Origin of the sequence: Bifidobacterium boum, from assembly GCF_000741535.1 — a bacterium.
In the GTDB taxonomy this organism is placed as follows: Bacteria; Actinomycetota; Actinomycetes; order Actinomycetales; family Bifidobacteriaceae; genus Bifidobacterium; species Bifidobacterium boum.
On record NZ_JGYQ01000007.1, the window covers coordinates 297,456 to 311,920 of the forward strand.

At 56.3% G+C, this 14,465-nt stretch carries 13 protein-coding genes; all 13 read right to left on the reverse strand.

Annotated elements, in window-relative coordinates; all coding sequences use genetic code 11:
• Positions 1-7: 7 nt before the first annotated feature.
• The 13 genes from BBOU_RS02720 to BBOU_RS02770 all read right to left on the reverse strand — a co-directional run bounded on the left by BBOU_RS02720 (position 8) and on the right by BBOU_RS02770 (position 14,340).
• Positions 8-475, reverse strand: a complete 468-nt coding sequence (locus BBOU_RS02720) for a helix-turn-helix transcriptional regulator (protein ID WP_026502657.1) — start codon at positions 473-475, stop codon at positions 8-10.
• A 590-nt stretch (positions 476-1,065) separates the two neighbouring features.
• A complete protein-coding gene (locus tag BBOU_RS02725) occupies positions 1,066-1,671 on the reverse strand; it encodes a YczE/YyaS/YitT family protein (protein ID WP_026502658.1) in 606 nt (201 codons plus the stop codon).
• Positions 1,661-1,804: a hypothetical protein gene (locus BBOU_RS09185; RefSeq protein ID WP_155809238.1), complete on the reverse strand. Its 144-nt coding sequence runs from the start codon at positions 1,802-1,804 to the stop codon at positions 1,661-1,663. The genes BBOU_RS02725 and BBOU_RS09185 overlap by 11 nt, the downstream gene beginning before the upstream one ends.
• A 224-nt stretch (positions 1,805-2,028) precedes the next feature.
• Positions 2,029-2,370: an ACT domain-containing protein gene (locus BBOU_RS09020; protein ID WP_081815475.1), complete on the reverse strand. Its 342-nt coding sequence runs from the start codon at positions 2,368-2,370 to the stop codon at positions 2,029-2,031.
• A gap of 238 nt (positions 2,371-2,608) precedes the next feature.
• A complete protein-coding gene (locus BBOU_RS02730; protein ID WP_026502659.1) occupies positions 2,609-3,907 on the reverse strand; it encodes a class I SAM-dependent RNA methyltransferase in 1,299 nt (432 codons plus the stop codon).
• A gap of 179 nt (positions 3,908-4,086) precedes the next feature.
• Positions 4,087-4,836 carry a DUF3159 domain-containing protein gene (locus tag BBOU_RS02735; RefSeq protein ID WP_026502660.1) on the reverse strand — a complete coding sequence of 250 codons (750 nt, stop codon included), beginning with the start codon at positions 4,834-4,836 and terminating at the stop codon, positions 4,087-4,089.
• A gap of 8 nt (positions 4,837-4,844) precedes the next feature.
• Positions 4,845-5,786, reverse strand: a complete 942-nt coding sequence (locus BBOU_RS02740) for a DUF3710 domain-containing protein (protein WP_026502661.1) — start codon at positions 5,784-5,786, stop codon at positions 4,845-4,847.
• A 127-nt stretch (positions 5,787-5,913) separates the two neighbouring features.
• On the reverse strand, positions 5,914-6,774 hold the full coding sequence (locus BBOU_RS02745) for an exodeoxyribonuclease III (protein WP_026502662.1): 861 nt from the start codon (positions 6,772-6,774) through the stop codon (positions 5,914-5,916).
• 255 nt (positions 6,775-7,029) lie between these two features.
• On the reverse strand, positions 7,030-9,063 hold the full coding sequence (locus BBOU_RS02750) for a dipeptide ABC transporter ATP-binding protein (RefSeq protein WP_026502663.1): 2,034 nt from the start codon (positions 9,061-9,063) through the stop codon (positions 7,030-7,032).
• A gap of 13 nt (positions 9,064-9,076) precedes the next feature.
• Positions 9,077-10,045 (reverse strand): ABC transporter permease, encoded by a 969-nt coding sequence (locus tag BBOU_RS02755; RefSeq protein WP_026502664.1) that lies wholly within the window; start codon positions 10,043-10,045, stop codon positions 9,077-9,079.
• 19 nt (positions 10,046-10,064) lie between these two features.
• Positions 10,065-10,991, reverse strand: a complete 927-nt coding sequence (locus BBOU_RS02760; protein WP_026502665.1) for an ABC transporter permease — start codon at positions 10,989-10,991, stop codon at positions 10,065-10,067.
• A gap of 308 nt (positions 10,992-11,299) precedes the next feature.
• Positions 11,300-12,934: a peptide ABC transporter substrate-binding protein gene (locus BBOU_RS02765; protein WP_026502666.1), complete on the reverse strand. Its 1,635-nt coding sequence runs from the start codon at positions 12,932-12,934 to the stop codon at positions 11,300-11,302.
• A gap of 347 nt (positions 12,935-13,281) precedes the next feature.
• Positions 13,282-14,340: a tyrosine recombinase XerC gene (locus BBOU_RS02770; protein WP_238551970.1), complete on the reverse strand. Its 1,059-nt coding sequence runs from the start codon at positions 14,338-14,340 to the stop codon at positions 13,282-13,284.
• Positions 14,341-14,465 lie beyond the last annotated feature (125 nt).

Genomic DNA, 14,465 nt, shown 5'->3' on the forward strand with positions numbered 1-14,465 from the left:
CCCTCCGTCACTTTTTACTCTTTATGATTTTCGCAAGCCAAGCCCCAGCAGCGCCAACAAAAGCCGGTGTTGCAAGTGGCATGATAATCGCTTCTGCGGCAGCCATTCCAATTAGTGCAGCGAGGCCACCGATCATTGCTGCATTATCTAATCCGGTTTTAGTCGCCCCCTCAACAAATGCCTGAGCCTTTTTTATATCTGATTCAGACAGCTTACTTGAATTGAGGCAAAGGTTCACTGTCGATATCAAGACTTTATCATCCGGTCGTTCAGCCATCTCATAGTCCAGAACAGCGCGGATTGCTATGTACTGAGTCTTGCTCATTACGGTCTTTTTATTCTCAAGATTGCTAATGGTCTGCTTAGTGACTCCGATCATGTCTCCAAATTCCTCTGCCGACCAGCCACCCGCTTTCCTTATCAGCAATAAATTATCTTGGAGTTTAGCAATCTCGCCTTCGGTATAGTTCTTCATCTCGGCACCTCCTTGTATATAAGGTATCACATAATTTTTACTTTGTCGAATATTTTGACACTGTTCTTTAATTTTACCCCGTAGAACTCCAAAAAAACGCTCTCTACCTTAGCAAAAAGCTATAGATAAAGAGCGCCTTTTCCTATACTACATCTAAACCACAGCCTCAACCCGCTGTTATCCAAATCACTAACTCAACCCTGCCGCAAAAACATCTAAATCACTAACTCAACCCGGTGACATCTAAATGGCCTACTCAACCCTCCGACCGGAGCGATTGATATGTTCTGACAGAGCGATTTTTTACGATCAAATCCGCCCACTGCCACAGACTGTCAGATGCCCGAAAAGGCCGGAAATACGACACTTTTTCGTCGGTCAGTCCTTAACCCTTGACATCAATGCTACCGTCTCCACATGGCACGATACCTTCTGATTGATGTCAGATTTTGTGCCCGTTCGCGGAAACATATCCTATCAAAACGGAAACAGGTCCACACCTCTGACATTGCGCATTCGCAGATGCAAACAGATGCAATCTGTGGCAAAATTGACATCCATATCACGGTCTTGACCGCTGAAGTCTACTATCATATCTTTAAAACTTGTTTTGCTTTGGCATTAACAAATTGGATAATTGGACCTGAAATGATAACTGTAATAAGTGTGCATACACCAAACTTTCCGCCAAGCAAAACACCTGTAACAACAACCAAAATATCCAATGTCATTCGGACAAATTTAATCTGCCAGTGATTCTTTTCTGCTAAAGCAAAAGTGACTGCCTCATAGGAGCCTCTACCAAGGGATGCCGACGCATATAGCCCTGTTCCGACAGCAAACAAAACCACCCCTAACAACATAATTATAAAATTGATCCACTGATAGGTACTGTAAATATGGCAGTTAGCAAACAAATCTACGCAGGTACTGTATACAATCTGGTACAACACAGTTCCTATCTGAATCTGACTTTTATCGTAAATGAGCGCAAACAAAATCATTCCAACTGCTACAACAAAAGATGCTGCCCCAATGCTTATGTGAAATGTTCTTGCAAACCCCTGCCACAGCACCGCAAGCGTAGCTCCGCCAAATCCAGCATACAGCGCAAGTGTAATTCCATAAGCCGCAATCATAGAACCTATTACAAGGATTACCAATTTCTTTAATGTTGTTTTATTGTTATTTTTCATTTACTTTTAATTCAAGTACTTCCGGGCGGGCATAATGTCCGATTGCATCATGCTCCATTTTGCGGGCGGCAGGCAAATTCATATCAAGTTCTGCGTAAATGATAGTTTCTTCATCCCAGACAGGTTTTGTCAAATAATGCCCATATGGATCATATAATGCGACTTCCTCCTCTGTACACAAGTCCTGAAAGTTCAGATACGATATTATCCCCCTGCAGATCAGATGGGTATGAACTGCGTCTGATAATCATATCAGCGTTGATAAAGAAACATTTTGCTTCGATTACAATATACTGTACTTTCATGCCAATAATTCACTACTCATATAATTTTCTTTGAGTTTGAAGCATCTGAAATCTATATCACTGTATATCCGGCTTTTAATAATACAGCTAATGATTTTTCAAAATCTTTATCTTTCACTAAAATATAATCTGTGTTGAATGTAGATACTGCAAATATTCCAATTTTATTATCTGCTAGTATTCCAGACAATTTTGAAAGAATGCCAATGAGTGAAAAATCCAAAATTCCTTGAATACGGAAACCACGCCACCCATCTTCACGTTCTATTGTGTTTTCAGGAACGTCATCTGTTTCACACACAAGAGAAATTTCTTCATCTGTTTTACCAATGAAGTAGAATTCCTTGCTGAAATCTATATCATCAATATTTTTGACTTTACATACCGTTAGCAACCGCTCTCATTTATTTAATACCAGCAAATTACCCTCCTCCACAAATTCCAATTTGTATAACCTATCTTAACGTCTAATCCACTGCCTCAAATCGTGACATCCAATCCAAGGTTACAACCTGACACACATTTTGCAGTGGATATGTTTCATATAAAGAAAACCGAGCTTTTCCAGAAGTCTGGCTTCAAATCCAAGCCTCGAAAAAGCCCGGAAATATGCCGCTTTCAGGCACTTGATTTTATTCCCTTGACATCAACGCCACCGTCTCAACATGGTGGGTCATCGGGTAAATGTCGTAAGCGCGGATATCTGCGAGACGATAACCAAGCTCGCCGACAAGCGTGGCGGTATCGCGGGCGAGACTCGTCGGATCGCAGGCGATGTAGATGACCGCTTTCGCACCGCTTTCGGCGATCTGACGGCACACCGCCGCCTTCGCACCGGCACGCGGCGGGTCAAGCACAACAACATCAGGATGAGCCAAATCGCTGGGGACATGCTGCAACGTGCGGCGAACATCACCAACACGGGCGTCCGCGGAACTAATCTGGCAATGTCGCAGATTATATTGGGCATTGCGCACCGCGGTGCGTCCACCTTCGATACTGAGCATGCGCGTACGCTCCGCGGCAAGCATACTCAGCGGCAACGTGAACAACCCGGAGCCGGAATACAAGTCCCACAACACGGCCTGCTTACGCCCATCAAGCATCCGACGAACCAAGTCCATCACATGATTGGCCAGCATCACCGGGGCCATGCGATGCACCTGCCAGAAACCATTCGCATCCACACGATAATCAAACGTTTCACCGGCAACAGTCACAGATTCACGCACATGCTTCGACCCCGACCGCAACTCGCCATCAACCAGTACGGCGTAATTGTTGCCGACCGCTTTCAGCAACGCCTGCGAATCAGCATGAGTGGTATCGATGCCACGTGGTTCCGGCACGGATAATCTGATTTGAGAACCAGGCTCAAAACCGCCATCCCAGATGTGCTCCTCGTCCGCCACCGCAAGCAGCGCACGGGATGCAAGCGGCATGGTGTCAATCGGGACCCGCACATGCGAGCCTCGCCGGCGCATGGACGGCATACCATGCTCATCGGCGATCATCTCAATACGTGTACGCCAATTCAGCCCGCCGAGTTCAACATCGTGATCGGCACGTTCGACCGGTACAGGATCACACTCGACATGCCCCATGCGATGCATCTGATCGGTGATCACCGCGGACTTCCACGCGAGCTGCCCCGGCAGACTCACATGCACCAAGTCTGCTCCCCCGACGCCGCCGCCCTGCGCCAATGGTCCCGCCAACTGCCAGACAGGTTCGACACGATCCGGGCTGGCTTCAAGCACCTCCACCACTTCGCCGGTCCAGAACCGGTCATCACGGTCATGCGGCTCATCAAGTTCGACGCGCACCAACTCCCCCGGAAGCGCAAACCTAACGAACACCACGCGGCCATCGATATGGCCGACACAGCGACCCTGATCGGCATACCGTTCGATACGCACTTCTACCTGCATATTTCCTATCACTTTCCTGCCTGCCAACAGCGGGGCGGTGCACGCGCCGGCCAATCAAACGGCCCGGGCATCGGCATGCCGACCGCAACTTACTGGTGCAACAACCTAGCACAACCCGCTGCCGAGAAACGACAATGGCGGATGATGCGCACACCCTGCACACCATCCGCCATATGACATCACCAGCCGCGTTCCGCTGTCTTGTTTTCCTCTTCCTCCGATTGCTGTTGTACCGCACGCTCGAGCTCACGATGTCGATGCATCGGCGTGGCGACAATCAAATACGATACCCAAATCGCCAAAGCCCAGAACGGAATGCCCATCAGCAGACGAGCCGTACCCAGCCACGCCACCCGGTCAGACAGGTACAACGGGACTTGGACGAGCAACCGGAGCGCGAACACGCCAACCCACAGCGCGGTAATCGCCATATACGCCCGCTTGAGCGGCTTGTCACTCATCCAGCCATGGAACCAATCGCGGAAATGCTCGGTCGGCAACGACCGGATGAACTCGACCACCAGCCCAAGCCCCGGCACCCGTGCGATCAGCGAGATGCCCAACAGCACGATATACACGGCATTCGTAATGAAACCGAACATGTAGTAGTTGCGCGCCTCATGGCTATGCCACGCCCACACCAGGCAGATGGCGACCGACACCAAACCGCTCAACGCGCCCATCACAGACTGTCGCTGGACAAGCCGAGCCATCACTTGCACCGCAGCCAACACCGCGGACACCATCACCGTCGAGCGAAGATCGGACGTAATCACGAACATCACGACGAATACGAAGCCCGGCAGCATCGATTCCACGACGCCACGCGGACCGCCGATGGCATCAATGACGGAAAAATCACCATCCCCGGCTTGGGTGAGCGCGGCGACGCCGGTACGCGGTTTGCGGTTCGAGGCCGAATCCGGCATGGTGCCGCTCAACGCACTTCAGAGAACATCGGGCCACGCGCCAGCGTCGTCTTCTGCTCTACCTGCTGGTCGGAATCGAACGGCCCCTTCGGACGATCCGGAATCTGCGCTGCATCTTGCTGTGCCTGTTCCTGGGCCGCCCTGCGTTCGCCCGGAGTGACCGGCGCGTGCATCGGAATAAGGTCGCGCGGTGCAAGCGGTTCCGCACCGCGTTCCACGACGATTTGCGAGAAGAACCGATTCAGTGCACGGGTTTCCTCATCATCCGGATCTGTGGCGGCTTTGCCTGAGAAAATGCCACGCAGCATCCACCGCGGACCGTCCACACCCACGATGCGAGTGGTCACCATCTTGCCTTCCCTGATCGGGACCGGCAAAATAAGCTCCGTGCCGAACACGCCCGGCACCTCCTTGGCGACATCGCTCTTGGAATCCAGCAGGTCGGCACGAACGTCGTCCCACAATCCCAGCGTCTTGGGGGCGGCGAACGCTTCGACCTCCAAGCTTGAGGTACCGTATGTGATGGTGGCGCCCAGCACCGCCTTGTTCGCCCGAGCGGCTTTGATGCGCAGCTCAATGCCCTTCATGAACGGGATATAGTAGGCGCCAAGATCGAGATAATCGTCATAGTCCGGAACGTACTCGTCGTTCACATCCCACGGGCCCCAATCCTCGCCGCGTCCCCCATACTCTTCGCTCGGCTCGGTAGGATAATCCGGCTGCTCGTCATCCTGTGACTGCTGTGATTGCGCAGCAACCTCAGCGTCCTGGGATACGTCCTGTTCTTTGGCCTGTGCGGCGGGTTCCGGCTGCTGCGTTTCCTGGCCGTCCGCAGCTGCATCGTTCACGTCGTCGGCATCCACCACATTCTGGCGTGCCTTCTTCGCGTCCTTTTCGCGCGCGGCGTCATCATCATGATGCTTCTTCTTGCCGAATCCGAACAATCCCATAGCTCCTCATTTCCACGGATATGACAGTCCCAAGAATAACACCGCAGATGAGAGCCAGCTGAAAGCGTGATGTCGCACATCAGCGCTGCCGGCATCGGCGGCATTCAGGACCGCAGATTTCATCGCATCACACGTCGTACGTGATGCTCAACGGCGCATGATCAGACCACCGGGCGTCATAGGTGGGCGCCTTGTCAATCGTGAACCCGCGAGCCGTCTGCGCGAGCTCCGGAGTTGCGAACTGATAGTCCAGACGCCAGCCGGTGTTGTTGTCAAACGCCCGTCCTCGCTGGCTCCACCAGGTGTACGGCCCCTGAATGTCGCCGGCGAGCTCACGCATCACATCGACGAACTCATACTCGTCAAGCCACTTGTCAATATACGCACGCTCCTCAGGCAGGAAGCCGGAATGCGTCACATTCGACTTCGCGTTCTTGATGTCGAGCGGGGTGTGCGCGATATTGAAATCGCCGCACAGCACCGCTTGCCGCCCACCATGCGCAGCCTCATCGCGCAGCTGGCCCATGCGGGTGAGCATGGTATCGAGGAAACGGAACTTCTGGTGCATCTTGTTCGGGTCATCCACATCGCCGGAATGCACGTACACGCATACAACCGTGATCTCGTACCCTTCCGGGGTGCGCACATCGGCCTCGATCCAGCGACCCGAATCCACATCTTCTTCAAGCCCCGGCAAGCCGTACCGCTCGGCGATCACCGGCAGCGTGGACAGCAGGCCGACACCGGCACGGCCTTTGATGCGGCAGATTTCATTCATGGTGTGCAGCCCGGTTGGATCGGCGACTTTGCCGGAATCCACATAGGTATCGGCGATCTTGTTGAAAATCGGGTCGATTTCCGACTGCGGGGCGCGAACCTCCTGCATACACCACACGTCCGGCGTATGCTCGCCCGCCCAATGCATAATGCCCTTGCGGTTCGCCGCGCGCAAGCCGTTGACATTCGATGTCGTGATCACAATGCTCATGGTTTCGAGCCTAGCAGCGCTCCCCTACGAGCGGACGCCATTCTTCAACCGCGAAACAGATCCCCCCCCCCCAGCTGCTTCTACCGGCACTGAGGAGGTACTTAACGTCGGCAGAAAACACGACCACAACCCACTACCGACACTGAGACGCCCTTCAACGTCGGCAGAAACAGGAATAACAAAACCGTCTGCCGACGCTGGGCAGGGCCTTGCGTCGGCAGACGGTGGTGATGGCGTCTCGTGGGCAGCTGAGAATCAGTCGAGACCGAGCTTGAGCTTGCCTCCAGGAATCGCGTCAAGCAGGTCACGCGTGTACTGCTGCTTCGGATGGTCAAACACCTCATCGGTGGTGGCGTGCTCGACCAGCCTGCCATGCTGCATCACGACCACCTCATCGGCAATCTGGCGGACAACCGCCAGATCATGCGTGATGAACAGATAGCTCAGCCCGCGTTCCGCCTGAAGATCATTGAGCAGATGAAGCACCTGATCCTGAACCAGCACGTCAAGCGCGGACACCGCCTCGTCACAGATGATGACATCCGGGTCGAGCGCCATGGCACGCGCGATCGCGATACGCTGCCGCTGACCGCCTGACAGTTCGTTCGGATACCGGGTCATAACGGATTCAGGCAGTTCAACCATGTCAAGCAGCTCGCGCACACGCTTCGCACGGCTCTTCTTGTCGCCGATATGGTGGATGCGCAGCGGCTCCTCGATAGAACGGAAGATGGAATACATCGGATCGAGCGAACCATAAGGGTTCTGGAAGACCGGTTGGACATGCCGACGGAAGTCGAGCAGCTCGGCTTTACCGAAATCGGCGATATTCTTGCCCTCATAGAACACCTTGCCCGAAGTCGGCTCAAGCAGACGCAGCACCATATTCGCCACAGTGGACTTGCCGGAGCCGGATTCGCCCACAATCGCCAGCGTGGTGCCGCGCTTGACGGAGAAGGACACGTCATCGACAGCTTTGAACATCTCCTTCTTACGCGGGAGCTTGAACTCCTTCGTCAGATGTTCGACCGTGATGATATGTTCACTCTTCTCCAGCGTCTGCTCACCCTTGACCTTGTGTTCGAGCAGGGCGTCCGCGTTCTCGCCGTGTTCCTTGGCGGAGATGATGCGCTGGGAGGCGAGTGACGGGGCCGCCGCGACCAGACGCTTGGTGTACGGGTGCATCGGATGTTGCAGCACTTCGAGCGATGGACCGGATTCAACGACCTGTCCCTTGTACATCACGACGATATGTTGCGCGCGTTCCGCCGCCAAGCCCAAATCATGCGTGATGAACAGCACTGCAGTGCCCAGTGAATCGGTGAGCGTCTGCAGATGGTCAAGAATACGCTTCTGGACGGTCACATCAAGTGCAGACGTCGGCTCGTCGGCGATCAACAGATCAGGACGGCAAGCCAAGCCGATGGCGATCAGCGCACGCTGACGCATACCACCAGAGAACTCGTGCGGATACTGACGCGCACGCGTGGCGGCGTCCGGCAGGCCTGCCTCATCAAGCAAGCCGGCGATACGGTCGTTCATATTCGAGCCGGTGACATGCTCCTTGGCGATCTGCCAAGCTTTGTCATCGTTCACGCCCGCCTTGATGAGGTCATCGGCGACACGCCACCTGGTCTCGGAGCCCGGGGTCCACTCCTGAGAGAAGAACTCCATCGCGTTGTCCAGCTTCTTGCCGCTCATGCCGATGCCGGTCAGCGCCTCCTTCGCAGCGGCGAGCAGGGCAGGCCGTTCCTCGGATCCGATGAAAGTCTCATCGTCTTCGCTTTTCACGTTGACTTCGTCGCCGGCAAGCGCTTTCGCCAGCTTGGATCGCTTCTCATGCGAGATGTCCATATGGTTGGCGACAAGTGCTTCCTTGACCTGCGTGCCGATACGCCACACCGGGTTGAGGTTGCTCATCGGATCTTGCGGGACCAAGCCCATTTTGCTGCCGCGCAGCTGGTCATAGTCCTTGCCTTTGAGCCTGGAAATCTCCTGGCCTTCAAGCTTGATGGACCCGCCGACCACATGGCCGGTGCCGGGCAGCAATCCCAGTACAGCCATGGCGGAGGTGGACTTGCCGGAGCCGGACTCGCCAACAATCGCCACCCACTGGCCGGGATAAACGTTGAAGGATGCGTCACGCACCGCGTGGACATCATGCCCGTTGTCGTCAGTGAAATCAACCTTCAGATGCTGGACTTCCAGCAGCGGGCCTTGTTTGCGTTGCATCGCCTCGAGACGCTGTGCGGCCTCGGCTTTTGCATTGGTATTGGTGTTCTCAGTCATCACATGCTCCTTGTCAGGCCGTACGGCTCTTCGGGTCGAGCGCGTCCTTGACGGCGTCGCCCATCATGATGAAGGCCAGCACGGTGATCGCCAGCGCGGCCGACGGGTAGAACAGGACGGAGGGGTTGGTGCGCAGCACGGATTGCGCACTCGAAATGTCCCCGCCCCAGCTGACCGTGGTGGTCGGCAGGCCGACGCCAAGGAAGCTCAGTGTGGCTTCAAGCACGATGTACGAGCCGAGGGACGTGGTGCCGATAACGATGATCGGGGCCAACGAGTTGGGGATGATATGCCTGATGAGATTGCGCCACGGCGTTGAGCCCAAAGCCGTGGATGCGGTGTTGAACTCCAGGTTTTTCGCTTCCATGACCGCGCCGCGGGCGATTCGCGCGGTCGACACCCAGCCGAAGAGCGTGATGACGAGCACCAGCTTCCAAATGGAGGTGCTGGTCTTGAACATCTGCAGCACGACGATGGCGCCGAGCAGAATCGGCAGTGCGAGGAAGATATCGGTCAGACGGCTGAGTACCGCATCAACCCAGCCTCCGAAGAAGCCGGCGAGCGCTCCGATGAACGCGCCGAGGACCACGACGAGGATCGTGGACAGCAGGCCGACGCTCAGCGAAGTGCGGGTTCCGTAGATGGTGCGGGTGTACACGTCGCAGCCTTGCAGATCGAAGCCGAAGGGGTGTCCGGCCTTCGCCGGCTCCAGCGAATTGTCGAGGTTGCAGTAGTTCGGGTTCTGCTTGGTCAGTACGCCCGGGAAGAGGGCGACGAATACGACGAAAATGATGAGGATCGCGGAGATGATGAACATCGGGTTGCGCCGCAACGTGCGCCACGCGTCTGCCCACATGCTGGTGGCAGGAGCGGATTCGTCAATTGAATCGACAGCTTGCAGCGGTGTTTCGTCGATCGGCGCCACATAGCGCTCCTGGCCGGGCAAGGTGGCGGTGGATTCTTTTCGTGTTGGTTCTGCCATGATTATCCCTTCCTTCCTCTCACGCGTACCGGATGCGCGGGTCGAGCGCCGCATACAGCAGGTCGACGATCAGGTTGGTCACGACGAAGATCAGGGTCAGCAGGGTCACGATGGAAACCACCATATTGCTTTCGCCCTTGAGGATGCTCTGATAGGTGAGATATCCGATGCCGTGCACGTTGAAGATGGTTTCGGAGATCATGGCGCCGCCCATGAGCGCGCCGAGATCCTGGCCGAGGTAGGTGACCACGGGGATTAGTGAGTTGCGCAGGACGTGGCGGACGAAGACCTGACGGCGGCCCATGCCCTTGGCGCGGGCGGTACGCACGTAGTCCTCGTTCATATTCGAGGAGATTTCACCGCGGGTGAGTCTGATGATGTAGGCCATGGATACTGAGCCGAGCACGATGGCCGGCATGAGCAAATCAAGGAAGCCGGGATCGTTGCCGGCGGTAACGGGTAGCAGTCTCCATTTGACGCCGATGAGATACTGCATGATGAAACCGGTGACGAAGGTCGGTACGGAGATCAGCAGCAGGGAGATGATCAGGATGACGGTGTCACCCCAACGTCCCTTGTTGATTCCCGAGATGATACCGAAAAGGACGCCGAACACGGCTTCGAACACGAATGCCATAAGCGCCAGGCGAATGGTCACGGGGAATGCGCGACCGATTTCATCGATGACCGGCTGTCCGGCGAAGGTGTTGCCGAAGTCAAGGGTCAGTGCGTTCTTGAGGAACAGCAGGTATTGGATGATGAACGGCTTGTCGAGGTTGTATTCGGCGCGGATCTGGGCCGCGACCGCCTGGTTGACCGGCTTGTCCCCGAACATGGCTTTGACCGGGTCGCCCGGCAGCGCGAAGACAAGAGCATAAACCAGGAGGGTCGTGCCAAGGACCACGGGAATCATCTGCAGAATGCGTCGCAGAAGATATTTGCCCATTGGGTTGCTCCTTATTGCTCTTCGACCGTGTTCGCCGCGGCTGCAGTCGCGTCCCGGCGTTTCGGCCGTAAAATACTTACGATAGTTTACCCCACGTCTGCCCCACCGTCATCTGTGTGCGAGCGAAGGCACCGTTGCCCTTGTGTTTGGTTGCATCGTTTGACGTGCATGGCGTGCAGCCGCATGGTGGACGTTAACCGCACGGAAACACGGTTTTCCAGCAAAATAAGAAGTTTATACACTGAGGGCGTCCGGCACGAATGCGTGTCGGACGCCCTCAGCATGTTCCGGTGTCTACCGGCGAGTCATCACTTGGACAGCTCGGAGTACACCGGCTGGTTCTGCCAGTTCATCGTGAAGTTCTTCATGCCCTTGGCGGCCACACCGTACGCATTGCCGTAGTACAGCGGGATGGCGGGCAGATCGTTGAGCAGGATTTCCTGGGCCTGCTGGTAGATCTTGTTCGCCGCTTCGGTGCTGGTCGCAGCGTACGCCTGATCCATGAGCTTGTCGAAGGCGGCGTTCTTGTAGTCGCCGTCGTTGGAGCCCTGATTGTCGGCCGCAGCGGAATCGTACAGCTGGTACAGGTAGTTTTCCGGGGACGGATAGTCAGGCTGCCAGCCGGTACGGAACGCACCCTTGATGGAACGGTTGGACACGTCGGTGCGGAACTCCTGGAAGGTCGGAACCGGGTTGGTGGCGGCCTTGATGCCCAGGTTGTTCTTCACCTGGTTGACTATAGCGTCGTAGATCGGCTTGGCGCCGCCATCGGCGTTGTAGGAGAAGGTGAAGGTGCCGTCATACTTGGAGATGGCATCGGCCTTGGCCCACAGTTCCTTGGCCTTCTTCGGGTTGTACTCCAGGTTGCTTTCGCCCTTGAGGGAGTCAGAATAGCCCGGGGTCATCGGGGAGGTGAATTCCTTGGCCGGGGTGCCGACGCCGCCGAGCACCTTGTCGACGATGGTCTTGCGGTTGATGGCCATGGAGATGGCCTGACGACGCAGCACGCCTTCTTCGGTGTTGGTCTGGAAGTGTTCGAGGTCGGACGGGATGGTGAAGGTCTGGCTCACGGAACCGGCCTTGTTATAGGCTTCGACGTTGGGGTCGGACTGGAAGGTCTTGGTCGCGGTCGCCGGGACGGAATCCATGACGTCGAGGTTGCCGGACTGCACGTCGGCGTAGGCGGAGTCGGTGGAGGTGTAGATCTTGAAGGTCACGCCGTCATTGTTGACCTTGACGTTACCCTTGTAATCAGGGTTCTTGACCAGCACGATCTGCTTGTTGTGATCCCAGCTGGAGAACTTGTACGGACCGTTGCCGACCGGCTTTTCGCCGAAGGCCTTCGGATCCTTGTAGAAGGATTCAGGCAGCGGGGAGAAGCCCTCATAGCCGACCTTGACCGGGAAGGTGGCGTCAGGCTGGTTCATGGTGACGGTGAAGGTGTTGTCGTCGACGACCTTCAAACCGGAAAGCTGCTCATCGCCCTTCAGGCCGTCCTTCTGCAGGTCGTCATAGCCCTTGATGGTCGAGAAGAAGGACGCGCACTTCTGGGCGTTCTTCGCGTTCGCGGTGTAGCTCCAGGCCTTGGTGAAGGATTCAGCGGTCACCGGGGTGCCGTCCGTGAACTTCCAGCCCTTCTTAAGGGTGATGGTGTATTCGCTGGAGTCGGAGTTCGGCTTGATGGACTGGGCGACTTCGTTCTTCGCGTTGCCCTTGTTGTCGAAGCTCACCAGGCGGGCGAACAGCAGTTCGACCGGACGGCCGCCGCCGGTTTCGTTGGTGTTGCCCGGGACGAGCGGGTTCTGCGGTTCGGAACCGAAGGCGGTGACGATGACCTTGCCGCCATTGGAAGAGCCGGATGTCGAGGACGACGAGCCGCAGCCGCCGAGCGCCATCGCGAGCGAGCAGGCCGCCGCGACCAGCGCAATAGCTTTCTTCTTCATTGTGTTTTTCTCCTGTGTGTGTTGTCGGTCCGGGGAACAACCCCAACAAACAACGAGGCCGGGCTTTCGCCCCAACCTCGTTGCTGAACGCATTCATTCTTACCCCTTGAACGGACAAGATGCAATAACTGTTCGCCGCCACCGTGATATCTGCGGTTCGGCGTTCCGCATGCCGGTCGAGCGGGAGGCTTGATATTGCAAGGAAATCCACGATACCTGCATCGTGTTCGTCTTGACGACAGGTATTCACACGCCGATGTTTTCGTTACCATCATTACGATTGCCTAACTGTTCCCCACCCGCAAGTCTGCGCATCAGTATCACCTGTCACGCATGGGTCCGGGATGTCACGCGCGCGGGAACGCCTGCCGGTAGCGTTCCTTGAGTTGCTCCATGGAAACGTGAGTATACCGTTGGGTCGTGCGCAGTGACGCGTGCCCCAGCATTTCCTGGACCTCACGCAAATCCGCTCCCCCATCAAGCATATGGGTGGCGGCGCTGTGCCGCAGGGCATGCGGGCTGATATCCGGCACTCCGGCGGCACGTGCTTTTGCATGCACCACTTGTCGCACAATCCGCTGATCAATCCTGCCTCCCCTGCGGCCGAGGAAGGTCGCGTCCCCGGATGCCGCGGTCGCCAGCAGCGGACGCCCGTCACGCAACCAGGCTTGTACGGCACGGCTGGCGGGAGCGCCGAAAGGAATCACCCGCTGCTTGTCGCCTTTGCCGGTGACGCGGACGGTACGCTGGGCGAAATCGATGTCGGGGGTATCGATCCCCACCAGCTCCCCCACGCGCATGCCGGTCGCGTACAACAGTTCCAGTATCGCCGCGTCACGGAGGGCGACCGCCAAATCGGCCGGGCGTCCGGTATGGTCGTCCCGTTGAGTGTCGGCATCATGCTGCGGTTGCTGATGATCCTGCCGCCTCGCTTGTGCGTCAGTGTCGTCCATCAGCGTGGTCGCTTGCGTTTGGGTGAGCACCGCGGGCAGGGCAGATGGGATTTTGGGTGCCATAAGCATCGCCGCCGGATCACTGTCAATAAGCGCTTGGTCATGCGCCCAGTGGAAAAATCCACGGACGGCGACGGTTCTTCTGGCCATACTGGACCGGGCGTAATGCCGTTCGCCGTCACTCGCCAACCATGCCCGCAAATCGTCGACACTGACATCATCAAGTGCCGTGCGACCATCAACACCCATAGTGGCCAAACAGTCGAGCACATCGATACGATATGCTTTCAGCGTATTTTCGCTGGCGGCGCGATTCGTACGCAGCGCATGGAGGAATTGATCGATAACCGCGACGATGGGAGCGCCTACCACGCGTTCCAGCTCCTGAGATGATTCACGTTTGCCGTTTTGCCTCATTCGATCGGGGCGGTCAGCGCACCGGCGTGATCCCATATCGTACCTCCATAAGGACTATCGTATCCGCAGTGATCGTCGGACCAGACCGACCCAGCGCACTTGGCCCTAAGATAAACACAACGGATTCGTTCAACAAACGAGGCTTCATGTTCATCGTTCCT

Bases quoted from the DNA above. Each gene is read 5' to 3' on its own strand.
- BBOU_RS02720 (WP_026502657.1), bottom strand. From the start codon at position 475: ATGAAGAACTATACCGAAGGCGAGATTGCTAAACTCCAAGATAATTTA.
- BBOU_RS02725 (WP_026502658.1), bottom strand. From the start codon at position 1,671: ATGAAAAATAACAATAAAACAACATTAAAGAAATTGGTAATCCTTGTA.
- BBOU_RS02730 (WP_026502659.1), bottom strand. From the start codon at position 3,907: ATGCAGGTAGAAGTGCGTATCGAACGGTATGCCGATCAGGGTCGCTGT.
- BBOU_RS02735 (WP_026502660.1), bottom strand. From the start codon at position 4,836: ATGCCGGATTCGGCCTCGAACCGCAAACCGCGTACCGGCGTCGCCGCG.
- BBOU_RS02740 (WP_026502661.1), bottom strand. From the start codon at position 5,786: ATGGGATTGTTCGGATTCGGCAAGAAGAAGCATCATGATGATGACGCC.
- BBOU_RS02745 (WP_026502662.1), bottom strand. From the start codon at position 6,774: ATGAGCATTGTGATCACGACATCGAATGTCAACGGCTTGCGCGCGGCG.
- BBOU_RS02750 (WP_026502663.1), bottom strand. From the start codon at position 9,063: ATGACTGAGAACACCAATACCAATGCAAAAGCCGAGGCCGCACAGCGT.
- BBOU_RS02755 (WP_026502664.1), bottom strand. From the start codon at position 10,045: ATGGCAGAACCAACACGAAAAGAATCCACCGCCACCTTGCCCGGCCAG.
- BBOU_RS02760 (WP_026502665.1), bottom strand. From the start codon at position 10,991: ATGGGCAAATATCTTCTGCGACGCATTCTGCAGATGATTCCCGTGGTC.
- BBOU_RS02765 (WP_026502666.1), bottom strand. From the start codon at position 12,934: ATGAAGAAGAAAGCTATTGCGCTGGTCGCGGCGGCCTGCTCGCTCGCG.
- BBOU_RS02770 (WP_238551970.1), bottom strand. From the start codon at position 14,340: ATGGGATCACGCCGGTGCGCTGACCGCCCCGATCGAATGAGGCAAAAC.